This is a genomic window from Synechocystis sp. FACHB-383 (assembly GCF_014698605.1).
Classification (GTDB): domain Bacteria; phylum Cyanobacteriota; class Cyanobacteriia; order Cyanobacteriales; family Microcystaceae; genus Synechocystis; species Synechocystis salina.
This window is the reverse complement of record NZ_JACJTJ010000057.1, coordinates 28,491-51,488: the sequence shown is the minus strand read 5'-3', so window position 1 is coordinate 51,488 and position 22,998 is coordinate 28,491. Positions and strand designations below refer to the sequence as shown.

Annotated in this window: 27 protein-coding genes, 1 tRNA gene and 1 pseudogene; 13 read left to right on the top strand and 16 right to left on the bottom strand. The window is 48.8% G+C overall.

The genetic code is table 11. The features are described from left to right. Positions 1-149 precede the first annotated feature (149 nt). The 3 genes from H6G45_RS17535 to H6G45_RS17525 are packed head-to-tail and all read right to left on the bottom strand — an operon-like array spanning position 150 to position 2,310. Positions 150-518, bottom strand: coding sequence for a DUF86 domain-containing protein (locus H6G45_RS17535; RefSeq protein ID WP_190599678.1), 369 nt, complete (start codon positions 516-518; stop codon positions 150-152). Further along, entirely contained in the window at positions 511-801 is a 291-nt protein-coding gene (locus H6G45_RS17530) for a nucleotidyltransferase family protein (RefSeq protein WP_190599677.1), read from the bottom strand. The genes H6G45_RS17535 and H6G45_RS17530 overlap by 8 nt, the downstream gene beginning before the upstream one ends. A 30-nt stretch (positions 802-831) precedes the next feature. Next, on the bottom strand, positions 832-2,310 hold the full coding sequence (locus tag H6G45_RS17525; RefSeq protein WP_190599676.1) for a leucyl aminopeptidase: 1,479 nt from the start codon (positions 2,308-2,310) through the stop codon (positions 832-834). Positions 2,311-2,467: 157 nt separating this feature from the next. Here H6G45_RS17525 and H6G45_RS17520 point away from each other — a divergent pair. Further along, positions 2,468-2,540, top strand: a tRNA-Phe gene (locus H6G45_RS17520). Positions 2,541-2,719: 179 nt separating this feature from the next. Here H6G45_RS17520 and H6G45_RS17515 read toward each other — a convergent pair. Together H6G45_RS17515 and H6G45_RS17510 are read right to left on the bottom strand one after the other, a co-directional pair. Further along, the gene (locus tag H6G45_RS17515) at positions 2,720-4,801 is read right to left on the bottom strand and encodes a mechanosensitive ion channel family protein (RefSeq protein ID WP_199309844.1); all 2,082 of its coding nucleotides are present in this window, start codon (positions 4,799-4,801) and stop codon (positions 2,720-2,722) included. Beyond that, entirely contained in the window at positions 4,728-5,171 is a 444-nt protein-coding gene (locus tag H6G45_RS17510) for a VOC family protein (protein ID WP_190599674.1), read from the bottom strand. Before H6G45_RS17510 ends, H6G45_RS17515 begins: the two co-directional genes overlap by 74 nt. Positions 5,172-5,242: 71 nt before the next feature. On the opposite strand from H6G45_RS17510, the gene H6G45_RS17505 reads away from it, so the two are divergent. Further along, positions 5,243-5,635 (top strand): response regulator, encoded by a 393-nt coding sequence (locus H6G45_RS17505; protein WP_190599673.1) that lies wholly within the window; start codon positions 5,243-5,245, stop codon positions 5,633-5,635. Between the two features lie 23 nt (positions 5,636-5,658). Here H6G45_RS17505 and H6G45_RS17500 read toward each other — a convergent pair whose 3' ends face one another. The 4 genes from H6G45_RS17500 to H6G45_RS17485 all read right to left on the bottom strand — a co-directional run bounded on the left by H6G45_RS17500 (position 5,659) and on the right by H6G45_RS17485 (position 8,728). Further along, a complete protein-coding gene (locus H6G45_RS17500; protein WP_242018232.1) occupies positions 5,659-6,573 on the bottom strand; it encodes a tRNA (5-methylaminomethyl-2-thiouridine)(34)-methyltransferase MnmD in 915 nt (304 codons plus the stop codon). A gap of 3 nt (positions 6,574-6,576) precedes the next feature. Beyond that, positions 6,577-6,963 carry a thylakoid-associated protein gene (locus H6G45_RS17495; RefSeq protein WP_190599672.1) on the bottom strand — a complete coding sequence of 129 codons (387 nt, stop codon included), beginning with the start codon at positions 6,961-6,963 and terminating at the stop codon, positions 6,577-6,579. Between the two features lie 90 nt (positions 6,964-7,053). Next, positions 7,054-7,551 carry a hypothetical protein gene (locus tag H6G45_RS17490; RefSeq protein ID WP_190599671.1) on the bottom strand — a complete coding sequence of 166 codons (498 nt, stop codon included), beginning with the start codon at positions 7,549-7,551 and terminating at the stop codon, positions 7,054-7,056. A gap of 7 nt (positions 7,552-7,558) precedes the next feature. Then, positions 7,559-8,728: a reverse transcriptase-like protein gene (locus tag H6G45_RS17485; protein WP_190599670.1), complete on the bottom strand. Its 1,170-nt coding sequence runs from the start codon at positions 8,726-8,728 to the stop codon at positions 7,559-7,561. Positions 8,729-8,784: 56 nt separating this feature from the next. On the opposite strand from H6G45_RS17485, the gene H6G45_RS17480 reads away from it, so the two are divergent. The 6 genes from H6G45_RS17480 to cydB all read left to right on the top strand — a co-directional run bounded on the left by H6G45_RS17480 (position 8,785) and on the right by cydB (position 14,015). Beyond that, positions 8,785-9,486 carry a class I SAM-dependent methyltransferase gene (locus H6G45_RS17480; protein WP_190599669.1) on the top strand — a complete coding sequence of 234 codons (702 nt, stop codon included), beginning with the start codon at positions 8,785-8,787 and terminating at the stop codon, positions 9,484-9,486. A 196-nt stretch (positions 9,487-9,682) separates the two neighbouring features. Beyond that, complete coding sequence (locus H6G45_RS17475; protein WP_010871811.1) at positions 9,683-10,015, top strand: DUF6679 family protein; 333 nt, start codon at positions 9,683-9,685, stop codon at positions 10,013-10,015. Positions 10,016-10,060: 45 nt separating this feature from the next. Continuing rightward, on the top strand, positions 10,061-10,717 hold the full coding sequence (lepB, locus tag H6G45_RS17470; RefSeq protein ID WP_190599668.1) for a signal peptidase I: 657 nt from the start codon (positions 10,061-10,063) through the stop codon (positions 10,715-10,717). Between the two features lie 47 nt (positions 10,718-10,764). Further along, on the top strand, positions 10,765-11,379 hold the full coding sequence (locus H6G45_RS17465; protein WP_190599667.1) for a Uma2 family endonuclease: 615 nt from the start codon (positions 10,765-10,767) through the stop codon (positions 11,377-11,379). Between the two features lie 159 nt (positions 11,380-11,538). Beyond that, on the top strand, positions 11,539-12,999 hold the full coding sequence (locus H6G45_RS17460; RefSeq protein ID WP_190599666.1) for a cytochrome ubiquinol oxidase subunit I: 1,461 nt from the start codon (positions 11,539-11,541) through the stop codon (positions 12,997-12,999). A 5-nt stretch (positions 13,000-13,004) separates the two neighbouring features. Further along, positions 13,005-14,015 carry a cytochrome d ubiquinol oxidase subunit II gene (gene cydB, locus H6G45_RS17455; RefSeq protein WP_190599665.1) on the top strand — a complete coding sequence of 337 codons (1,011 nt, stop codon included), beginning with the start codon at positions 13,005-13,007 and terminating at the stop codon, positions 14,013-14,015. On the opposite strand, the pseudogene H6G45_RS17450 reads toward cydB, so the two are convergent. Further along, positions 14,012-14,264 (bottom strand): annotated as a pseudogene (locus tag H6G45_RS17450) (tRNA (guanosine(46)-N7)-methyltransferase TrmB); the annotation flags it as partial. The gene cydB and the pseudogene H6G45_RS17450 sit on opposite strands and share 4 nt — an antisense overlap. Positions 14,265-14,272: 8 nt before the next feature. Between H6G45_RS17450 and H6G45_RS17445 the strand changes: the two are divergent. Next, a complete protein-coding gene (locus H6G45_RS17445) occupies positions 14,273-15,061 on the top strand; it encodes an Rpn family recombination-promoting nuclease/putative transposase (RefSeq protein ID WP_190599664.1) in 789 nt (262 codons plus the stop codon). Between the two features lie 7 nt (positions 15,062-15,068). Here the strand turns inward: H6G45_RS17445 and trmB are convergent, their stop codons facing one another. From trmB to H6G45_RS17430, 3 genes are read right to left on the bottom strand one after another with little or no spacing between them, the layout of a single operon-like run. Further along, entirely contained in the window at positions 15,069-15,710 is a 642-nt protein-coding gene (gene trmB / locus H6G45_RS17440) for a tRNA (guanosine(46)-N7)-methyltransferase TrmB (RefSeq protein WP_190599663.1), read from the bottom strand. 58 nt (positions 15,711-15,768) lie between these two features. Beyond that, positions 15,769-17,004 (bottom strand): acetate kinase, encoded by a 1,236-nt coding sequence (locus H6G45_RS17435; protein ID WP_190599662.1) that lies wholly within the window; start codon positions 17,002-17,004, stop codon positions 15,769-15,771. Further along, on the bottom strand, positions 17,004-17,741 hold the full coding sequence (locus H6G45_RS17430) for a dienelactone hydrolase family protein (RefSeq protein WP_190599661.1): 738 nt from the start codon (positions 17,739-17,741) through the stop codon (positions 17,004-17,006). The genes H6G45_RS17435 and H6G45_RS17430 overlap by 1 nt, the downstream gene beginning before the upstream one ends. Positions 17,742-17,819: 78 nt before the next feature. Between H6G45_RS17430 and H6G45_RS17425 the strand changes: the two genes are divergently transcribed. Further along, a complete protein-coding gene (locus tag H6G45_RS17425; RefSeq protein ID WP_190599660.1) occupies positions 17,820-18,341 on the top strand; it encodes a gamma carbonic anhydrase family protein in 522 nt (173 codons plus the stop codon). Positions 18,342-18,450: 109 nt separating this feature from the next. Here the strand turns inward: H6G45_RS17425 and H6G45_RS17420 are convergent, their stop codons facing one another. Further along, on the bottom strand, positions 18,451-19,347 hold the full coding sequence (locus tag H6G45_RS17420; protein WP_190599659.1) for a prohibitin family protein: 897 nt from the start codon (positions 19,345-19,347) through the stop codon (positions 18,451-18,453). 307 nt (positions 19,348-19,654) lie between these two features. Here H6G45_RS17420 and psbQ point away from each other — a divergent pair, with 307 nt between their 5' ends. From psbQ to H6G45_RS17405, 3 genes are all read left to right on the top strand, one after another. Further along, on the top strand, positions 19,655-20,104 hold the full coding sequence (gene psbQ, locus H6G45_RS17415; RefSeq protein ID WP_190599658.1) for a photosystem II protein PsbQ: 450 nt from the start codon (positions 19,655-19,657) through the stop codon (positions 20,102-20,104). 261 nt (positions 20,105-20,365) lie between these two features. After that, positions 20,366-21,172: an urease accessory protein UreD gene (locus H6G45_RS17410; protein ID WP_190599657.1), complete on the top strand. Its 807-nt coding sequence runs from the start codon at positions 20,366-20,368 to the stop codon at positions 21,170-21,172. A 16-nt stretch (positions 21,173-21,188) separates the two neighbouring features. Next, the gene (locus tag H6G45_RS17405) at positions 21,189-22,157 is read left to right on the top strand and encodes a carbon-nitrogen hydrolase family protein (RefSeq protein ID WP_190599656.1); all 969 of its coding nucleotides are present in this window, start codon (positions 21,189-21,191) and stop codon (positions 22,155-22,157) included. A 122-nt stretch (positions 22,158-22,279) separates the two neighbouring features. On the opposite strand, the gene H6G45_RS17400 is transcribed toward H6G45_RS17405, so the two are convergent. Beyond that, positions 22,280-22,618, bottom strand: coding sequence for a DUF5615 family PIN-like protein (locus H6G45_RS17400; RefSeq protein ID WP_190599655.1), 339 nt, complete (start codon positions 22,616-22,618; stop codon positions 22,280-22,282). After that, positions 22,615-22,839, bottom strand: a complete 225-nt coding sequence (locus H6G45_RS17395; RefSeq protein ID WP_190599654.1) for a DUF433 domain-containing protein — start codon at positions 22,837-22,839, stop codon at positions 22,615-22,617. Before H6G45_RS17395 ends, H6G45_RS17400 begins: the two co-directional genes overlap by 4 nt. Positions 22,840-22,998: the final 159 nt, after the last annotated feature.

The following is a 22,998-nucleotide window of genomic DNA, read 5'->3' as shown; positions in this document are numbered from 1 at the left end:
AATGCGAATATAAAGATTAGTAAAGAAAATTTACGCCTAACTCCAACATCAATTCCAAGACTATCGGGACGACTGGCCGACTAACATGGTTGTCTACCGATCCAAACCCGCCCATGCTGATTGGCTTAGGTCAACCTCCCGTGTTCAATTTAGCAATTATCGATTTCTGTCTGAATTGTTTCAAGCTGGGATAACAATTTGGGAATATTGTCCCGAATAATGCTCCAGACGGTATCGTTATCAATGCCCAAATAACCGTGAATAAGACGATTGCGGGTGGCAATGATCTGTCGCCAGTGTCGCCAGGGGACCTCTGGGTGTGTGGCTTGTATCTCGTTAGGAATATGGGTGGCCGCCTCGCCAATTAGTTCTAGATTTCGTAGAGTAGCATCGTAGTTCATTTCGCTAGCGATAAAGGTTTCCTGATCTATTCCTGTGGTGTAGGCCAGCACCTTTCTAGCAAAGCAAATCATGTCATCAATGTAGAAATGCCATTCCCGGTTAGGAAATTTAGACATCTATTTTTTCCTGTTCGATGTAGGGGCGTAATTCTGGTCTGAGGGCCTTTTCTGTTACTAAGTCCACGGCACAACCTAATAAGTCTTCTAGATAAAACTGGACTCCGAAATACCGGTGGGATGTGGCAGGCCCATCAAAGCTGACGAGAATATCTACATCACTATGGAGACCAGCTTCATCCCTTGCGGTGGAACCAAACAGTGCCAACTGTGTAACACCAAAACGAGATTGTAAATCTGGCTTACTTTGATTCAGTAATTGCAGGACAGATTGGCGTTTCATTGTACATAGATAACTTTACCCACTGAGGAACTATTCCACTAATCCCAATACCCATTGCACCAGGGTTCGTACCGGATAACCCGTGGCACCGGCATTGTGTACCCCATTTGGTTTATCCGTCCATACCGGACCCGCAATGTCCAAATGGGCCCAGGGGGTTTCCTTGATGAACTGTTGCAAAAATAGCGCCGCCGTAATGGAACCACCAGCCCGAGGCCCTGTATTTTTCATATCAGCAATGGGGGATTTGAGACCTTCAAAATATTTGGCTTCCATGGGCATTTGCCAGAACTTTTCCCCCGCCTTATCCGCCGCCGTTTTCAGTTGATCGGCCAACTCTTGGTTGGGACTCCACAACCCCCCAATGTCATCCCCTAGGGCCACAATGCAAGCTCCGGTTAAGGTGGCCAGATCAACGATCGCCTCTACGCCTAATTTTTCCGCAAATACCAGGGCATCGGCCAGGGTGAGACGACCTTCCGCATCGGTGTTATTCACCTCAATGGTTTTTCCGTTGGACGCAGTGAGAATATCCCCTGGGTGCATCGCCTTACCGCTGATCATATTCTCCGTGGCGGCACAGATGAAATGCACTTCCACATTGGGCTTTAACTGGGCGATCGCCTTGGCCGCCCCCAGGGTAGCACCACCGCCCCCCATATCCATTTTCATCGTTTCAATGCCACTGCCGGCCCCTTTAATGTTCAAACCGCCGGAGTCAAAGGTCAGACTTTTTCCGACAATGGCCAGCTTTTTGGTCGGGTTAGCAGGGCGATAGGTGAGGTGGATAAATTGGGGCGGTAAATCGGAGGCTTTTGCTACCCCCAGAAAGGCCCCCATGCCCAGGGCTTCGCATTCCGACTGCCCCAGCACTTCCAACTCCAAGCCATAGGTTTGGGCTAACTCGGTGGCAATTGCCGTAAAGGTTAGGGGGGTGACTTCGTTGGCCGGCGCCGCCACCATTTCCCGGGCCAGAATGACCCCAGAGACAATTTTTTCCGCCTTGCTAATGGCCGTTGCCTGCTCCCCTAGCCCTAACAATTCCACTGTGGTGAGCTTAATTTCCTTATCTTCAGGATCGGATTTGAAACGATTGTCTTGATGTAGGGCCAACAAAATACCTTCCGTTAAAATAGCCGCTGTGGCCGCTGGATCATGCTCCCGGTGGGGCAAACTAATCCCCAGGGTTTTAACCTTTTCCGTCTTTGCTAACCGGGCGATCGCCGCCGCCCCATCTGCTAAAACCTGGCTGTTAAATTTTTCGATTTCCCCCAGTCCCACCAGGATTAGCTTTTTAACTGGGGTTTTACTCCCCACCCGGGCCACCAACTTTTGTCCCGCCTTACCCTTAAATTCTTTTTCATCGATCAGTTCCCGCAACACCCCTTCCAGGCGATCGTCCAATTGGGCCAGATCACCGCTGATTTCCGTCGCATTTTCAAAAAATCCTAGGGCCAGGGCATCCCCCTGCCAAGTCAAAGCTGTGTAGTCGGTTCCACGGATCTGCATCACTGTTTGTTTCTCTGTTGAGGGATTGTCCGCCCTCTATTTTGCCACACTCCCATAACGGCTGGCGATCGGGGTAGTCAATACCACGGCCAGGGGATTTAACCAAAGAGCTTGTCAAGGGTGATACTTCTTGGTATGTTGTTAATGCACTAAAAAAGCCGGGATAGCTCAGTTGGTAGAGCAGTGGACTGAAAATCCTCGTGTCGGCGGTTCAAGTCCGCCTCCTGGCATATTAAAACACTAGATACAGCAAGGGTTTTAGCTCGTAAGTTCTTTTTTGTTACGAGGCTATGGTTTGACGCCAAACTAGTCTGGGCGTTCGACTTTTTTGGGTTTTGGCACTGTTGGCAATCTACAGATGCAGGGAGCCATACCTATTCTGAAGTTTTGTACGGCTGAATTGTCGGGACTATTTTTCCCCATCCGTAATGGCACTTTCTTTCTCGTCGAAGGAAGAAGCCCCTGCCATTAACCACTGTTGTTGGGGCACCCCAATGGCAATTTCTTGGGATTCAAAAGCTACCCTTACCCTTAGTCGCAATTCCCTGGCCACGTCCCACTGTTCCCCCGGCAGAGTCTTAAGCCAAATACGAATCCGAATGCCCTGGTGAGAAACTTCTTCAATGCCCTTTAGTTCTGGTGCCTGGAGCATTTTGGGATGCCACCATGGATCGTGATATAAACCCAACGCCACCTGTTGCAAAACGGCGATCGCCTTTTTGGGGTCAGCATCAGCCGCCACCATAACGGAATAATCTACCCTGGACCAATCCTTAGTCTGATTACACACTGTACCGATGGCGCCGTTAGGAATGGTGACTAAATCCCCGTTCGGACAACGGATGCGGGTGACAAATAAATTTGTATCTTCCACCACCCCTTCAAATTCGCCGATTAGCACAAAGTCGTTGATGGCAAAGGCATCGCTCATCAGATTGGAAATGCCAGCAATTAAATCTTTGATTAAATTTTGGGAACCAAAAGACACCGCAAAACCAATAATCCCGGCCCCTGCTAACACCGTCGCCACCGGCACATCGAATAAACTGAGGGAAAAAACTAAAGCTGTAAAAATACAGACCACTAAATTAATGCCCCTAACGGCGCTACTGATGGTGTTAATTCTGATTTTGCGTCTAGTGTATTTAGCAGTTTGTAAAATGGCATAGTCACTTTCCAAGGTATGGAAAAAAGATTCAATTAGAAAGTCGGATATTCTAATTAAAATTATGGCGGATAACCAAATTAAAGTGAGGGAAATGGGGGTGCCGGATAATTGTTTACCCAACCTTCTACTATCAGGAAAAACCTGCAACAAAAAAGCACTGCCACGAATCCAAATAATAAATATGAAAAAAATCAATAATCTCCGGCTGAATACCACTTGTTTGAGGCGATTTTTAAGAAAATCGTAAAAATCTTTGCCTTGAAAAAGTTCGAGAATATTTTCAAAAATCTTTTGGTTATCTAAGGAAAAATTAAGCGGCGGATTTTTTTTGCTATCTCCCCGATTAATGTCGCCAAATAATATGGCCTTGCAATAGGCGCTCAAATAGTAAAGAAAAATGGCTATCCGGTCTAGGACTTGAAAAGCGAAGGAGTAACGGGGAATTGTGACAATATCGTTGAAAATGGCCGGGTCAATGTGATTGTAGTCAAAATCAGGGTTTTTCTCCTCGGCTTTAATCAAACAATTGATGGCCATCTTGATCAGATAAATTCTATGGCCTAACCAACGATAAATAAATAGTACTGTCAGGGAAACTGTGATCACAACGGAGACAATCACCAAGGCAACTCTGGTTTGTTTTCTTCGAGCTTCCGGTTGGCGTTCTTGCTGGGCACGCAGTAGAGCATTACGCACCTGGTCTACGGTTTCCGAAGCTAGGTCTTCCGGGGTGAGGGCGTATAAGTCAGCATCGGCTTTGGTAATGGTGCGGAGAATTTGGGGGCGGAGATTTTTGTCATCGCTAATTTGAATAATGATCGCCCCATTGAGAATGGAACTAGCAACGCTTAAGGTGTCTGGATCAAAGCCCCGTTGAATAATTTCTTTAAATTTACTTTCAATTCGTTGTTGACGATAAACAATCGGACTTAGGGCGGAGCCTCCTTCTTTATCGGTGTTACCCGTGGGTACAGCAATTAGAAAAATTGGCTCTCCATCCACCCTAACAGTGGTGTAGTCTAGGTTGCCAATGCTACCGGACAAATTTGGATCGAAACCCAAACTAAAAGGCCTATTTTGGACGGGAGAATTAAGATCTATGGGTTCTACTTGATTGATTGCATCTGGTAATTGGCTGAAAAAATTTTGTCCCTGGGCTGTACCTATGGTACAAAAAAAGACGAGGAGAGTAATGGTAATTAATTTGAGCAAATTCAGTCCTTGATGCCAACGAATATAACCTTTGTTATTACTTAGATGAAGTCTGACGACGAATAAATTCCAAAGGGAGATTATCACTGTCGGCAATGAATGTAACTTCATAAATGTGATCACCGATTTGTTGTTGCTGGGGAGCCAAAAGAATTTTTAATGGCTCAACTTGTTCCGGATTGGTTTGATGGGTCTGGCTGAATTTCTGACTGAGACTCGTCAACCATTCCGGTAAACTTTCCACCTGGTCTGTTAAATCAAAAGAGATATGGTAGTAGCCCACATAATGTTCATCGGCGAAGGCATCGGGGGCTGGTTTCGGTTGGGGAATTTGCATTAATTCAATGCGTCCCCCCAGGCCAGTCAACCAGCAGGCTAGGGTATAACCAGTGGTGAACCTTTCTCCCATGGTAAAACCCAATAGTTCATAAAAGGCGATCGCCCGATGAATATTAGCAGTACGAATAGAAATATGGTGCATGATGCTCTATGCTGGGGGAGTTAAGGGGGAATTAACTTTTCAGCGACGCTCAATTCACTACAACCTTACCAATGTCTGAACTGAAAATCCTAATTGTTGACGATGAACCCCACATTGTAATTCTCCTGGAAGAGGTGTTTGAGCTTTTAGAAGAAGATTACGGGGTGGAGTTATTGACCGCCATGGATGGGGAAAAAGCCCTGGCTTTGGCAGTGGAACATCAACCCCAATTGGTGATTTTGGATGTGATGTTACCTAAAATTAGTGGTTTGGCGGTTTGTCAAGGAATTAAGGAAAATCCTGATCTAGCGGGCACTACGGTGATTTTGCTCACTGCTAAAGGGCAACAATTCGATCGCCAGGCCGGGTTAGCGGTGGGGGCGGATTGCTATGTGACTAAACCCTTTCGCCCTAGGGATTTATTGGCCCAAGCGAAGGAAATTCTGGGCATTGATCAAGATTAATCCCCGGTTTTCAGGTATGGCAATCAAAGGGTACTGGCCATTGTTTCCGGGTCGGGACTGAGCCAACGTTTTTTCCAACGGCTAGTGGGCTCCAGTGCGCTCTGGCTCTGTTCTGCCCGACGACGGGCCAGGATTACTGCCGCCGGGTCTGTGCCCAGGGGGTCACGGTAGGGGATGGCCGCTTTAGTTTGTAAATGCTCCATTTCCCAGGGGGCAAAGTCTGAAGGGGGCAGAGGTTGGGGGCTAGCCAGGGTGCCCAGGGGCCGACGACGGGGATGGGGCAGTTGGCCGTCCCCCATGGTGGCCAGGTGGAGTCCTGCCAGTTGCAAACCACTCCGCACCGCCGCCGCACTGCAATAGGTAGCTAAACGGCCCGTTGGGGCCAGGCGATCGCCAAGATGACGTAAAAATTCCACCGTCCAGAGTTGGGGGCATTTGGGCGGCGAGAAGGGATCGAGGAAAATGGCATCGGCGTTGATCTGCCGGGGCACAACGGACAGCAAGGTTTGCCGGGCATCCCCGATCGCCAGGTGGGCCGTCAGAAATTCCCTGGTGACCCGTTGACTCTGGGCCAAATCCCGTAAAATTCCCTGCACTAATTCCGGCCAACCCTGGAGGAGTCCATTGGCGATCGCCTGACGGGGGACTTGGAGGTCATTTTCCAAGCCGTAGAGGGTGACGTGGCAATGGGGATTAACCTGCCAAATGGCTGTCAGGGCCGCCGCTGTGTTGTAGCCCAAGCCATAGCAGACATCAATAATAGTTAAGTGGGAGTGTCCCCCTGCCAACTGAGGCAAAAGACAGGGATGAACGAATTTTTCCTCTGCTTCCGCCTTCGCTCCCCGCTGGGAATGGAACGTTTCCCCAAATTGGGGCGAATAAAACGTAAAAGATCCATCCGCCGTCAACTGGGGAGTAAAGCAAGTGCCCTCGGTCAAGAATTAGCCCCCCTGGCCAGGACGATCCTGAGCTAGTTCCCCTTTCAGGGTGGCAATTTCCTCCGTCAGGCGATCAAGTTCCTTTTTGGCGGTGGCAAAGTCAATGATTTTATTGGAAGCAGTGTCAGTGGTTTTAGCAAGGGGACCGGGCATGGAACGTCGCCATTGGTCTAGCAGTTGATCTACGTACTGACGGGCTTCCGTCTCCGTAGTAGTACCCTTTTGGGCCCATTGGCTGGCCCGTTGGTCCCATTCCTGTTGCAAATCTTGGAAAGTGCCCTGGCGTTTTTGCGGATCCTGCAATGTTTCCACCAAAGTAGCGGTGGCCCCCACCGTAATCCGAAAACCTTGCTGGATGGTATCTAACAAAGTGCTGTTGTTGGTAGTCATTGTTACAACGTTGGATAAATTAAGGTCAGGATTGAGTTGTTAATGGCCGTTGAATTGAACAAGAACCCCGTGGATGAACCACGTTTGACCCTAAGCTAAACCAAAATGTCCTGTTTCCGCCACTGGACGGGGCACCAAGCCAGTTTCCCAACAGAGTTTCTGGAAATCCTTGAGCAACCCACTCCGCTCAATTTGAGAATACTTATTCAGGTGACCTTTTTGGTTGTAGACCAGCAACAAATCAAGCTCCGGCAGGGTGGCAAAGTGGAGCAGTAAATTAAAAATGTCAATGGGCTGAATTTGATATTCTTCCTTGGAAAAATTGGGATGTCTTTGGGCATCCTGCTTATTATCAAAGCAAAATATGGCCGTCGCAGTTTTACTCCCCCTTTTATCGCTTAGGGTGAGTTTGACTAGATTGTCATTGTGGCGACCAGTCCAAATATAAAGCTTATCCACATTCAGCTTTTTGCCAATTTCCTCAAACAGAGGAGTCATCACCAACTGCACCACTTTTTTCTCTTCCCTGGTCCCTTCCGCTTGCTGGGACTGTTGCAGGAATTCTTCCTTAAATTTTTTCAAGCTCATAGGTTTTTCAATTTCCAGAAGGTTTGAGGCGGTCGGCGATCGCCGTGAGGAACTGATTGGTTAATTCAGGCAACTGGGCTAAATCCTTCACTAGCCTAGTTTTTTCCCCTGGGGACAAGTCCATAATCATGCTAACAATTTGTTGGACTTGGTCCACTGTGGGCAATGTATCTTTGGCTCGACTGAGCTGCTCTTGGTAAAGATCGTCGTGGTCAGTGGCAAAGGGATCGGGGGCAGTGGAAGCCATGGCCGGTTCACCAAGACCAGGCTCCGTGGGAGAAAAACCTTCCCTAGGGGGCAAATTCCTGCCTTCTGTGGCGGCAAAAAATGGTGGCGGTGGAGGGGGCGCAAACTCAATATGGCCAAGTTCATCCCTGGCATCGGTAAAGGTCTGGACAGCAACCTGGCTCAGTAACTGGTCTTCCCAGGGTAATTTTTGATTCTGGCCGGGGGCTGGGGCTTCTAATTGAAATTTGCGGACAATGAAGTCGGGGGGCAGTCCCCTTAAATACCAGCGGTACATCTCTGCCAATTGGGACTCATCACCATTCCATTGCAGAGCCAACCTATCCTGTATCTGCACGGGGATGCGGCGGCGCAACGCTGCAAGGGATTGCCGGGAAAATTCGTCGAGTTGACTCTGTAACGCCTGAAAATCCCTGGCTGTGGCCCGATGGCCTAATTTGACTAATCGCACAATTTCCGGGGCAATCGGTCGGGGCAATCCATTAATTTTGGGTGCTGCTGCCGCCGTTGCCAAACATTTTTGCACTGTCTGGTAGGCGGGACGGTTTTGATCGAGGGGAATCCATTCCACCATCACCCGCTCAAATTGCTTCATTACCGTTACCACTTCCCGATGGAGATGGCGCAGGGGCAGTTGGTCAATTTCTTCTAACCCGTTCACCTGGTTAAAGACCTTTTCGTTGTGGCCCTTGACTTCAATCTCGTGGATGCCCAATTGCCGCGCTTTTTGCAAACCAATTAACAAAGCTTGATAGGATGCTTCGGCGCTGGTGACCGAGGCAAGTAACTGTTTGACGCTGGTCCTTTTCCCCGTGGGCAAGAGCAAAATGGCCACCGCCGCTCCCTGACCTTTTTGTCCTAGGGCTTCCCCAGCATAGAACAAAATCGGTACTGACTTACCTGCGCTACTGGGGGGGGGAGAATTAGCCATTGGTGGTGGGGTGGGGTGTTTACAATAACAGGGCAACCAGTTGGAGTAATTGACCGATGTTGGAAAGAATCCTGGAGCCAGAGGTGATGGACACCGAAGCAGAAGCAATGGACTACGATGCCATGGACTTTCAAGCGGTTAATCTGGCCTTTGCCCAGAGAGCTTGCCAACTCGGCCCCACCAAAGCCACAGTGTTAGATGCCGGTACTGGCACGGCCCGTATCCCCATTCTACTCGCCCAGTTACGTCCTGCATGGCAAATCACCGCCATCGATTTTGCCCGTTCCATGTTGGCGATCGCCAAGGAAAATGTCGTGGCGGCGGGGTGTGAAACTCAAATTTGCCTAGAATTTGTTGATGCGAAACGATTGCCCTATGCCAATGGTTCCTTCGATGGAGTTATTGCTAATAGCCTCTGTCACCATTTACCAAAGCCCCTGGATTTTTTACGGGAAGTGAAACGGGTACTCAAGCCCCACGGTTTTTTATTAATTAGGGATTTAATTCGCCCCGAATCCCCAGAAAACTTGGCTGCTCTGGTAACGGCGATCGGCTCCGACTACAATGATCAACAGAGGAAACTTTTTGCTGACTCCCTCCAGGCTTCCCTCACCATGACAGAGGTGCAGGCATATCTCCAGCATTTAGGTTGGGTTGATGACGAGGATACAGATTTCGGACTACACCTTTACCAATCCTCCGATCGCCATTGGACCATGGAGAAGGCCTTTCAAAATCGCCCCATAGCAGGGAACTAGCTCCTAGACTCAGATTTCTACTAATTTGCGTTAAAATTCTCGTAAGCTTTCCCCACTAGGGATTTTTCTCTTGATCCATATGTTACTTTTTTTGGCCCATCCGGCACCAACCTCCCACCAGTACCCCCCCAGACGGATCCCCTAAGGCCTTGTTTTGCCGTGTCCCGTCCCCCCACTGCTATCTAGGAGCTTGCCAATGCTACACCGAAAAATCTATCAACTTTGTACCGATGGCCACGAAGTCAGCCTTTACCTAAGGGACCAACAAAGGTGGGTGGAAAATGCCAAAATTCTGACACTGGAAGGGGATTTAGTCACTTTTCGCTATGAAACCGAAGAAGAGGATGAAGTCTGTGCCTGGGAAGAAATGGTGCGCCTGGAGAGTATCGGCTCCGTTAACCGTAAATTGGCCTCCGTTTCCCGTCTCGGTCATGAATTATTAATTTCTGAAGATTGCCCAGAAGCGGAACAGTTGCTGGCCCGATCGCCAAAGTCTCACCAAGAGGAAGAAGAGGAAGACTGCGACTAGACTGGAACAGGTTAAGATAAATCTCGCCACTTTTCCCGCCCCCCTATGACCGAAAATATCGTCCGCGAAACCACCAAAAAAAAGGAAAGCCCCCCGGAAAATACCTGGCTAGAATTGGGCAAAACCATGGTCACCGCGGTTATTCTGGCGATCGGTATTCGGACTTTTGTGGCCGAAGCCCGTTACATCCCCTCTTCCTCCATGGAGCCTACCCTACAGATTAATGATCGCCTGATCATTGAAAAGGTCAGCTATCGATTTCGGAGTCCGGAGCGGGGGGAAATTGTCGTGTTTAACCCCACCGACGCCCTCAAGGCAAAAAATTTCCATGATGCCTTCATCAAGCGCATCATCGGTTTACCAGGGGACGAAGTTAAGGTTTCCCAAGGTAACGTTTACGTCAACGGCGAAATGTTGGAAGAAAATTACATTGCCGCCCCCCCCAGCTATGAATTCGGCCCAGTGAAAGTGCCAGAGGATCAATATTTGGTACTAGGGGATAATCGCAACAACAGCTACGACTCCCATTACTGGGGTTTTGTCCCCCGGGACAAATTGCTCGGCCGTGCCTTTGTCCGTTTTTGGCCCGTACCCCGTGTGGGTCTGCTCACGGATGACCCAGGACAGGAGCCGGTGGAGATTAGTCCCCAAGCATCGGAAAGTCCGGCCATTGCTCCCCAGGCCGTGCCCCAGGGTCGTTAGATTAGGACAAGGAAAAATCAGCACTGTGCGGAGAGAATCAGATCATTATGGTTACCCCCACCGTAGTTAAAACCATTGCCATCCAAACCTTCGAGCAATTTTTGAGGCAGTGCCCCGAGGAAGGCCGCTTTGAATGGGTCCATGGAGAAATCATCGAAATGGTTAACACTCGCGAACACATTGACGTTGCCGCCTTTCTAACCAAAATGCTTGATCGGGAAGTGGATCGACTAAACCTCAACTACGTTGTCCGCCAAGAGGTTTATATCCGCACTCCCCTAACAACGGGCAAAACCCAGGGGCGTATACCAGACATAAGTGTGATTGATCGAGACCAGTGGCGATCCAATCGTGGCACCTTGGGGGCTTTAACCGAGCCGATTCAGTTGGCAGTGGAAGTGGTTTCCACCAATTGGGAAACGGATTATTTTGATAAATTGGACGAGTATCAGCGCCTTGGCATCAAAGAATACTGGATTGTTGACTATCTGGCGATCGGCAGTCGGGACATTTTGGGGGAACCGAAGGAACCCACCGTTTTCATCTATACCCTCAATGGCGAAGGCGTTTACGATCGCCAAGCTTTCCAAGGCCAACAAAACCTCGTCTCGCCCACTTTCTCGGAATTGGTGCTAACCCCAGAGCAAATTTTCAACGCTTAATATTGGCAACAGTAATTCAAAAAAAGGGGAATGTAGCTGATAATACAGAGACTTTCCCATTGGTTTCTGTTAGTTTTGGGCAGGGGATAGAGTGGGCAAAACCCTCTATTTTTTTTAAACTCTAACTATCAGAAAACCATTTAGGAGTGCTTTTTGCCAATGCAGGATTTTTTGAGTAATACGGTGGCGTTGTCGCGGCTACAATTTGCCGTCACTGCCATTTTTCATATGCTCTGGCCGGTATTAACCACGGGTATGGGCATTTATTTAGTAATTATCGAAGGATTATGGCTCAAAACCCGTAATTTAGACTATTATCACCATGCTCGATTTTGGGCTCGGCTCTACGTTTTAAATTTTGGTATTGGGGTGGCCACCGGTTTACCCATGGCGTTTCAATTTGGTCTGAACTGGGCCCCTTTTTCGGAATCCGTAGGGGATTTTTTCGGTACAGTGCTTGGGTTTGAAGGCACCATGGCCTTTATGCTCGAAGCTAGCTTTTTGGGCATTATGCTATTTGGTTGGGACCGGGTTCCTCCATTAATTCATTACCTTGCCACTATTTTGGTAGCCATTGGGGCAAATCTTTCTACCTTTTGGATTCTCTCAGCTAATTCCTGGTTACAAACCCCCGCCGGGGGCATTTTTGTCGACGGAAAATTTGTGGTGCAGGACTATTTTGCGGCGATCGCCAATCCGTTTATGGTCAACAGTTTCCTGCATATGTTTTTTGCCACGTTAGAAACCTCTATGTTTGTCATTGGGGGCATCAGTGCTTGGTGTATTCTCACCGGTCGTCAACCGCAATTTTTTGCCCGCTCTTTGCAGGTAATTTTGGTGGTGGTGATGGCGGTGGCTCCCCTACAAATTTTCATTGGCCATTTAAGTGCGGAGCAGGTATCAGTGCATCAACCGGCCAAGCTTGCCGCCATGGAAGCCCTCTGGGAAACGGTGCCAGCGGAAACCCCAGCGCCCTGGAGTGTGGTAGCCTTGCCCAACGATAAAGCTGAGAAAAATGACTGGGAACTGAGCATTCCCGGAGCATTGAGCTATATTTTGGAACTCAAACCCCAACTGGATAAACCCATTCAGGGCTTGAAAGAATGGGCCCCAGGCGATCGCCCCCGCATGGTGGGTTTAATTTACTATTCTTTTCGCATTATGGTGGCCATTGGCCTATTCTTTGCCGCTTTGATGACGGTCACGGTGGGGCAATGGCTACGGGGTAAACTGAGCCCAGAAACCATTAGCCAACAAAAATGGTTATTGCGGGCCTGGGTCTTCGCCGCTCCGTTAGGTTACTTAGCCGTGGAAACGGGTTGGATTGTCCGTTGCGTAGGTCGGCAACCCTGGATCGTTTACGGAGAAATGCGTACAGCAGAATCCGCTTCCAATTTGCCCCCCGGCGAAATTCTCTTTTCCCTGACGGGGTTGAGTGTGATGTACATTGTCTTTTTAATTACCACTCTCTACTTTGGTAGTCGGATTATTCGCAACGGCCCAGATTTAACTTTGGCTGCTCCCCGGGGTTCCGAAGCCTCTCTCTGGGGCAACATTACCAAGCACGCCACGAACCGCCGCCCCGCTGACATTGCCGAAGTTGCCGAGATTAAGGAGTAGGAACCATGGAACCTTTAGAACCGTTACAACATTTTTTACCCCAGGTGTGGTTTTTCATTTTGGGGCTTTTCCTTTTTCTCTATGTCCTGCTAGATGGCTTTGACCTGGGGGTAGGTATTTTATCCCTCACCGCTTCCACAGAGGAACGGCGTAGCATTCTTATGACCAGTTTGGGGAATGTCTGGGATGCCAACGAAACCTGGCTGGTGTTGATGGGGGGATCCCTATTTGGCGCTTTTCCCTTGGCCTACGCCACCATTTTGAATGCCCTCTATCTACCGGCAGTAATTATGGTTGTGGGGTTAATTCTCCGGGCTGTGTCCTTTGAGTTTCGGGAAAATGCTAATCGTAAATTGGTTTGGAACATTACCTTTGGGGTGGGGAGTTTCCTCGCCGCTTTGGGCCAGGGTTTTGCCCTCGGTAGTGTGTTTGAAGGCATTACTGTCGATGCCCAGGGACATTTTTCCGGCACCATGTGGGATTGGCTGACTTGGCGATCGGTAGTTGTCGCCCTCACCCTCATCCAGGGCTATGTGCTGATCGGCTCCACCTATCTAATTTTGAAAACCGAAGGGGAATTGCAAAAAACCTATTTCAAAACGGCGGCGATCGCCACTTGGACTACGTTGGCGGGGGCGGTGTTTATCACCATTAGTACCCCAGCTTTTTCCGAAGAGGCCAGGGCCCAATTGTTTACCGCTCCGTTGGTGTACATTTTTGCCACCATTCCCCTGGTGGGATTATTGTTCATTGGCCTACTGTTGCGGAGTTTGTATCTGCGGGAAGAAAATACCCCCATTATCTGGACTTTTTTAGTGTTTTCCATTTCCTTCATCGGTTTGGGTTTCATTATCTTCCCTAATATTATTCCCCCCAGCGTCACCATCTATGAAGCGGCGGCGGCCCCCAGTTCCCTGGTGTTTATGTTGACCTTCATCGGCTTCCTGATCCCGATCCTACTGTTCTACAACATCTATAACTATCTGGTTTTTCGGGGCAAAATCGTCACCGACTAGGGAATTCGTTGCAATAGACAGCGGTACACCGGGCGATGCAGATTAAAACAGGCAATTTCCCTTTCCGTCGGTACCCCGAGGGGATTTTCTGCTAACCAAGGGGTGTCATGGGTGAAGCTAAAACTGTCATTTTCAGCAAATCGGTCTTTCATGTCCTGGGCGACGGGTTCCACATCGGATTGCAGTAAAAATTCCCCCCCGTCCTTTAATATCAGGGGGAACTGAGTCTGCCATGCCCGAAAACAACTCCCCGGTCAATGTACGACAACACCTGCAAATACCTCGCCGAAACCTATCCCGCTGATTTTGCCACTTGGCTGTTGGGGAAACCCATTGCCCTGACCAAATTAGAGCCACGGGAATTATCGTCTGAACCCATTCGAGCCGACTCCCTCACCTTTTTAGCCTCCCAAGATGTGATCCTCCATCTGGAATTTCAAACCCGCCCAGATCAGGCCATTCCCTTTCGCATGGCCGACTACTACCTGCGGCTATACCGTAAATATCCCCAGCAACGGATCCAGCAATTTGTGGTGTACTTATTGCCTAGTCAAGACCCATTGGTTGGTCAAACAACATTTGAACTAGCTAACCTCCGGCATGAATTTACTGTTATTCGCCTCTGGGAACAGCCGGTGGACATTTTCCTACAAAATCCAGGTTTAATGCCCCTAGCGGCCCTGTCCCAAACCCCTGACCCGATTCAAACCCTACGGGACATTGCCCAACGGATTGACTGCATTGCTGAATGTCGTCAACAGCGCAATTTAACTGCCGCAACGGAAATCATTTCTGGGTTAGCATTGGACAAGCAAGTGATTCAACGGTTGCTCAGGAGCGACATCATGAAGGAATCTGTCATCTATCAAGCCATTTTGGAAGAAGGTAAGTTGGAGGGCAAAGTGGAAGGTCTACAGGAAGGGTTAATGGAAGCAAAAAAACAAATTGCTTTGAATATGCTGGGGTCTGGGTTGGCAAAGTCATTGATCGTCGAATTAACCGGACTTTCTCCAGCCGAAGTAGATACATTGGAATTATCAAATTAAGGGCCGATTAGGGAATTCGTTGTAGTTGTAATAGACAGCGATATACAGGGCGATGCAGATTAAAACAGGCAATTTCCCTTTCCGTGGGTACCCCGAGGGGATTTTCTGCTAACCAAGGGGTGTCATGGGTGAAGCTAAAATTGCCATTTTCAGCAAAACGTTCCCTCATGTCCTGGGCGACGGGCTCCACATCGGATTGCAGTAAAACTTCTCCTCCTGGGGGTAAGGCGTTGGCGATCGCCGTCACTAGTTCCGGTTGGGCCACCCGGCGTTTATTATGTCGTTGCTTAAACCAGGGGTCGGGAAATTGGATACTGACCCGTTGCAAAGTGGGGGGCAGGGCGGAAAAGAATTTTTCTGGCTCCACATTGATGTTGCCGAATAGGTAATGGAGATTTTGTAACCCCAGGCGATCGCCAGTTTCGTTGGCTTCTAGCACCAAGGGCTGGCGAATTTCCACCCCTAAAAAATTCCAGTCGGGGTGTTGCTGGGCCATTTTGAGGGGAAAGCGACCCCGAGCACAGCCAATATCTAGGTGCAATGGTCGTCGAACATCGTCGTAAACGGTGGCCCAATCGGGACAGGCCAACACCTGCCGATATTTTTGACTGAGGGGATTAACGTGTTGGCGGATGCGGACTCTAGCCAAGGAAATTTAGCCTAATTCAACATTTATTTTCACGGCCATTTTCTAACATTTTCGCAATTTACGGTTTCTTGCCTGGTCCCTGGCTATGCCACCACTGCCAACAATCCTGGGCGATCGCCCAATCTTCTTCGGTGTGGACAATCACCACCTTTACCAAGGAATCGGGGGTAGAAATCACGGCATTCCTCGGCGATCGGTCGTTTAATTCCGGATCAAGTTTCAAACCCAGGAATTGAAAAGCTTGGCAAACATCAGCCCGCACAGTGGCCGCATTTTCCCCCACCCCGGCGGTGAACACCAACGTATCCAGACCTTCGAGGGAGGCGACCATGGCCCCCAAACAACGGCGAAAACAATGGATATACATGGCATAGGCCAATTGGGCTTGTTCGTCCCCCTCGGCTTTGGCTTGCAAAATGACGCGTAAATCCGGCGATCGCCCGGAAACTCCCAATAAACCAGATTTTTTATTTAATGTGGCATTGATTTCTGCTGGGGTTAAACCCTGGGTTTCCTGCAGAAATAGCACAATGGCTGGGTCAATAGAACCACTCCGGGCCCCCATCATCAGACCTTCTAGGGGGGTAAAACCCATGGTGGTGTCGATGCTGACTCCATTTTTAATCGCCGTTAGGGAGGCACCATTACCGATGTGGCAGGTGATGAGTTTTAACTCTGTCAAAGGTTTACCTAAAATCTCCGCCGTTTTTTGGGCGCAGTATTTATGGCTAGTGCCGTGGAAACCATAGCGACGAATGCCCAAGTCAGTCCAGGCTTGGGGAATGGGATATTCGGCGGCGGGGGCAGCAATGGTGCGGTGAAAAGCAGTGTCAAACACAGCGATCTGGGGCACGTCTCCCAATTGTTCACCAATGGCTTCAATGCCTTCTAGGTGGGCGGGGTTATGGGCCGGAGCAAGGGGAATTAAGTCTGCAATGGCCTGTTGCACCGTTGGGGTAATCAAGGTGGCTTCAGCATAATTCGTGCCCCCATGCACTACCCGATGGCCCACCAGGTCAATTTCCCCCAAACTTTTCAACACAGCATGATCTCCGATTACCAGAGTGTCCAACATTCGGGCTATACCCCGTTGGCGATCGCCAGTCTCCAGAATGATCACCTGTTTTTGACCAGGGGTTTCCACCATTAGCCGCCCCTGATTTTCCAACACTGTCCAGTCAATAAAAGCCTCCCACAAGGGCTCCGGTGCTGTTTCCGGTAGGCGATCGCCAGCTAACTCGTAGAGGCAACTTTTTTGGCTACTGGAGCCGGCATTGAGAATCAGGAATTTCATCACAGTTCAGTTTGAAAAAGTTGTTTTACCTTTTGCCAGGCATCGGTGGCCGCTTCGGCGTTATAGCTGGCCCTCTGGTCACAGAAAAATCCATGGTCCGCACCGGGGTAACGGAAAATTTTATGGTTAACCTGATACTTGCTTAGGGCCTGTTCGATCTGCTCCGTATCCGCCATGGGAATGCTGGCATCTTCCAAACCGAAGAAAGCGTATAAAGTACCCTGGATCTTATCCGTATAAGCAATGGGGGGTTCGGCATTCCCTGGAGCCCAATGGGGAATACCTGCACCGTAAAAGGAAGCGGTGGCCTTGACGGTGGGTAAACTAGCCCCTAGGTAGGCGATCCAGCCACCAAAGCAAAAGCCAATTAATCCTACTCCACCGGGTTTAGCGTTGGGTAAAGTCATCCCATAGGCAATGGTCGCCTCTAGATCACTGAGGATTTCCGCACTATTGGTTTGATCTTTGAGTTTTTTGCCTGCTTCAATGCTCTCTGGGGTGTAACCAGTTTCAAAGCCCGGAGCTTGACGTTGGTAAATGGCCGGGGCGATCGCCACGTAACCTTCTTTGGCAATGCGTTCGGCCACGTCTCGGATATGGCTATTAACCCCAAAAATTTCTTGAATTACAATCACTACGGGGTACTGACCCACGGCCACTGGCTCGGCCACATAGCCCGCAATTTGCAAATCTTGGTTGGGAATATTAACTAGGGTTGTCTTAATATCAACAGTCATGGGCAATGGCACTATGGCAATACAACAGGTTCTCCCCTATCTTAAACTTCAAAACCTAGCCTCATAACGGCGATCGCCATGGACGCAAACTTTCCCATTTACCTTACCCCACCAGATTTGTCCCCAGCAGCGTTTGTGGCAGCCAATGCCACAGTCATCGGTAAAGTTAACCTAGGCAAGGATTGTAGTATTTGGTACGGAGCAGTAGTGCGGGCAGATTTAGAAGCCATCACCATCGGTCAGGGTACTAATATCCAAGATGGGGCCATACTCCACGGCGATCCGGGCATTGTCACTGTGCTAGAAGATTGGGTCACCGTTGGCCATCGGGCTGTAGTCCACGCCGCTCACATTGAACGGGGTAGCTTGATCGGCATTGGGGCGACGATTTTAGATAACGTCCGCATTGGCGCCGGCAGTATCATCGGTGCCGGAGCAGTGGTCCCCAAAGATGTGCCCCCCCGGTCTTTGGTGATGGGAGTACCAGCAAAAATTATTAAACAGCTGAGTGAAGACCAAGTTCAGGGCCTGCTAGACCACGGACAAAACTATGTTCGTCTAGCCAAGGCCCACGCCGCTGAAGGTTTGGGCCAACAATAAATTCAGGTTAGGCTCGTAGTAGTTGGGGTGGGAAGACCGCTAACAAACCACTGTTTTACTCTGGTAATCGTCCCTGTTCCGCTCCGGCAGTGGGGCGAAGAACTTCCAGCTAAGGATCGGACATGATAATGGGTAAATTTCCCTCTCCCGAGCCCATAATTAATACTTTTGTGTTGGGTGATTCCGCTAGTTTCTGGGTAGCTTCAATGGCTTTTAATTTAATAATTTGATCGGTCAAACTTTGGGAGAGAATTTTTTGGGAATCCGCTACCCCTTGGGCTTCGATGATTTTTCTTTCCGCATCCCTTTGGGCACTAATTAATTCCAATTGTTTTTTTTGATTACTTTGCTCCACCTCCACCTTGGCTTGAATGGCTTTTTGGATATTTTCCGGCAGAATTACATTTCTCATTAGGGCATCTTCCACCAAAAAACCAATGGGTTCCAGTTGTTCTTTCATTGACTGGGCCAGGTCGAGGGAAATTTCGGCCCTTTTGTCACCATAAATGGAACTTAGGTCATACTTAGCGGTATTTTCACGAATTAGGGAACGGAAGCGGGAGATGATAATTTCCCTCTGTTGTTCTTCATTACCAAGACTAGAAAAAACTTCCCCAGCCATTTCCGGGTTGAGGCGATATTGCAAACTCACATCAATGTTAAAATTCAAGCCCTCCTTAGAAGAGGTGTCCACTGTCTCTTTGATGTCCTGTAAACGGGTGGAGTAGGTAACCACTTTGGAAAGAGGATTGAGGAAATAAACCCCGGAGGTGAGGGGGACTGTGTCCACGGTGCCCATAGTTTCAATTACTCCCACTTCCCCCGCAGGAATAACCACCACTGCCCTTCCCAAACTTTGTTGTAAAAACAAGGCGGACATTAATAGGGCAATGCAAAAGACTAGGGGCCGTAAAAGTTTAGGAATTTTCGGGTTATCGGGATTTTTAACGCTGATAAATACTGTCCAACTAGCCAAAGCGGCGATCGCCGAAATAACAGCACCCATGGTTAACCTACTTAATGCTCATGTTGAGGCCATCCTAGCTCATTTTTCTGGATTGTTTACCCGGTAAACAATGGCGGCTTAGAAAAGTTTTTGTAAATATTTTTAACGTCTGGGTTGGCTCAATCAAATAATCTGGGTATTTAGTAATTTATACTCAAATATACTTGTAGGTTAATCCCCCCCTGGGCATCCACTGGGGGCTGGTATTCGTTTTCTGCCTGAAAAGCACGTATCATTGGAAAAAATTGCGGGAATAACTTTTCCTTGTCAATTGCTGTCAATGTCAATAACACCGTAACCCAAGCTTATGTCTCGTTTACGTTCGTTACTTTCCCTCGTTCTAGTTTTAGTAACTACGATCCTCGTTAGTTGCAGTAGCCCCCAGGTGGAAATTCCCACCACCTATAGCCCAGAAAAAATTGCCCAACTACAGGTCTATGTTAATCCGATCGCCGTGGCCCGGGAAGGCATGGAAGAGCGGTTGCAGGGTTTGATTGCGGATCAAAATTGGGTGGACACCCAAACCTATATCCATGGGCCGTTGGGACAACTACGCCGGGAAATGTTGGGGCTGGCCAGCTCCCTGTTACCCAAGGATCAAGACAAGGCCAGCACCTTAGCCAAGGAAGTTTTTGGTCACTTGGAACGGCTAGATGCGGCGGCGAAGGATCGCAATAGTTCCCAAGCTAAAGTCCAGTACCAAGAAGCACTGGCGGATTTTGATGCTTTCCTCAGTTTGTTGCCCCAGGCTAGTTAGGTTCCCCTGAATGTTCCACGTCCCCATTGGCTGGGAATTTCCCGGCCATGGTTTTTAGCGTGAAATAAATGTTGAAGAAGTTGCCTTGGCAATACGAAATCCCCCTATACCTACTTTACCAAGGAAGAATTTTTGTCAATCTCCTTCTTGAATAAGATAAATTAGGGGGAGATTAATCCTCCTTTTTAAACTTTTCCAACCGGCTGCAAATTGATAGTAGACTAGCTATTTTTCCTGAGTTCAATTCAGCGATTTAATTCTTTGATCACTGCTACCACTGTCAACAATTCTGCCCCTTGGCAAGCCAATCTTTGGCTCCGCTATGACCGCCCTGGGCATCGTACCCGCATGGTTGAATGTTTGGTACAGGCTCCCCTCAAGGTGCAACGGTCTTTTTATCCAGATGACACGGGGCAATGTCAGACCATGTTGCTACATACCGGCGGTGGTATGGTGGGGGGCGATCGCCTGGGGTACGACGTTGTCTTAGAGGCCCAGAGTGATGTGTGCTTTACCAGTGCTTCGGCGGGAAAAATTTACCGTAGTTTGGGACCCTGGAGTGAACAGAGGGTTAACCTAGAGGTGGGGGTGGACGCTTCGGTGCTTTGGTGTCCCCAGGAAACAATTATTTTTGATCAAGCTCGATATCAACAGAATTTTTCCATTAGGCTCCAGGAGCAAGCCCGTTTCAAAGGTTGGGAAATTGTCCGTTTGGGACGCACCGCTAGGGGAGAAAAATTTACCCAAGGTCATTGGCGATCGGGTTGGGAGATTTGGCAGGGAGAGAGGTTGATTTGGGGAGAAAGGCAACAGTTAATCGGCGCTGAACAACTTTACGAATCCCCCAATGCCTTAGCGGGCTTTACCTGTTTAGGTACCTATGTGGATTTAAGTCGTCCCTTTGACCAGAATTTGGTTAATCAAGCACGGGAGATGATCAATGGCCAGGGGCGATCGCCACAGTTTGGCCTCAGTTTGACCGCTACCCAGGGTCTCATCGCCCGCTACCGGGGAGATTCCACCCAAGAAGCAAAGAATATTTTTACCCAGCTCAGTCAGTTTTGTTAATTTACCCCTATTACCCATGATTTATCTGACCCGCCTCCAGCCCCAACCGCCCGCTCCAGGCACGGGGGTAAGACTAGCCATTTACCAAAATCAAGGGGGCCCCATTGGTGATACCGAGGCGATCGCCTATTACCTAGGGAAAATGGAGGAAGCGATCCAGGCCGCCCGGAGTTTTGGTGCCCAACTGATCAGTTTTGCCGAACTTTATCTCACCGGTTACGCCCTTTCCCCCCAGGAAGTACACCAATTGGCGATCGCCAAGGATGGGGACGTTATGGCCCAGGTGGGGCAACTGGCCAAACAATATGACATTGCCATCATTTGTCCCTACCCGGAAAAGGCAATTATTAACGGAGAAAGCCACTACTACGACAGCATTAACCTGTTTGATAACCAGGGAAAATTACTCAAAACCTACCGCAAAACCCATCTCTGGGGCCCGGACGAAGGCAAAATTTACTCCCAGGGCCACTGCCATAAAGAGGAGGGGGAAGCTTTCACCATCCATGAAGTAAATGGTTTTCCCATTGGTTTGTTGAACTGCTACGAAGCAGAATTTGCCGAATTGAGTCGTATCCTTGCCCTACGGGGGGCGAAATTGGTGGTGATTCCCACTGCGGCGGACGTTTGGACGTTGCTTTCCACTGGCGAAAGAACCAAGATGCCCTACCCGGATGTGTCCCAAAATATTATTCCCGTGCGGGCTTTGGAAAATGTAATTTTTGTCGCCTACTGTAATCGAGCCGGTGGTGAAACTAGGCAAAATGCCCAGGGAGAAACGGTGGTGGTGGGGGAATATTTGGGCAACAGCGTCATTGCCGGGCCCCACGGGGACATACTGCTCCATCCCCGCAACGAAGAAACTTTACTGATCGCTGATTGTGTACCGGGAAATTATGGCTCTACCCATCCGGAAAATACCAATTACCTAGCCGATCGCCGGCCGAATCTATATGGGACGTTGATAGACGAAATTGGGGGTTAACCTAAAGGGAGTCCACAAAAGTTACCCAAAGTACTGCGATGGTCCATAAAAAAACTGACCTCAGCTGAAAGCTAGGGTAGATCCTGCATGTCATATTTTGAAGCATACCAACAGGGGATTGTTTATGGGCTGCTGATTTCTACAATCATTTCGCCTTCTTGCAGTTTTTCTAAAGCCTTTGGCAAGGTACTTGAAAGAATCCGACGTAAGTTTCGATTCGTAACATTGCCACAAGTCAGCCAAATAATCTGAGGTGGTATTCCTAACCGACAGACAAGATCAACAAAATCGCTGTCTTTTGTCATGATTACAGAGTTGGCAACTCGTGCCGCATCAAAAATTTCAATGTCTTTGGCATCCCGTAATCCAAGATCTCTCAAAGCTGCAGCCTCTAAGTCAAAACTACTGGACAGCCAATCCGCCAATGTTGGGGGTAATTGAGCATCAACCCAAATATTCATGCGGTCAACTGGGGAAAATCAGTTCGCCGTGCAGCAAAGACGAGACAAGCCTGAATATCTGCAATTTCTAGGTCTGGAAAATCCTCTAAAATCTCAGAGGTGCTAACATTTTCAGCCAACATTTCTAAAATGTCGCTCACTCGAATCCTCATTCCTCGGATACAAGGACGACCACCACACTGACCGGGGATTTGAGTAATACGAGACAGTAGACTATTCATTCACTTTACTGAATTGATTCCATACAAGTAAGATTCCTTTATACTACATCGCATTTTTCGATTTTTTCTCCCCCCTGCCAAAATTTCCGTATCAAAAGTCGGTCAACCGTTACTCTGAAGGGAAAGTTAATCCCTATTGGCAAAATCGTCATCATCATT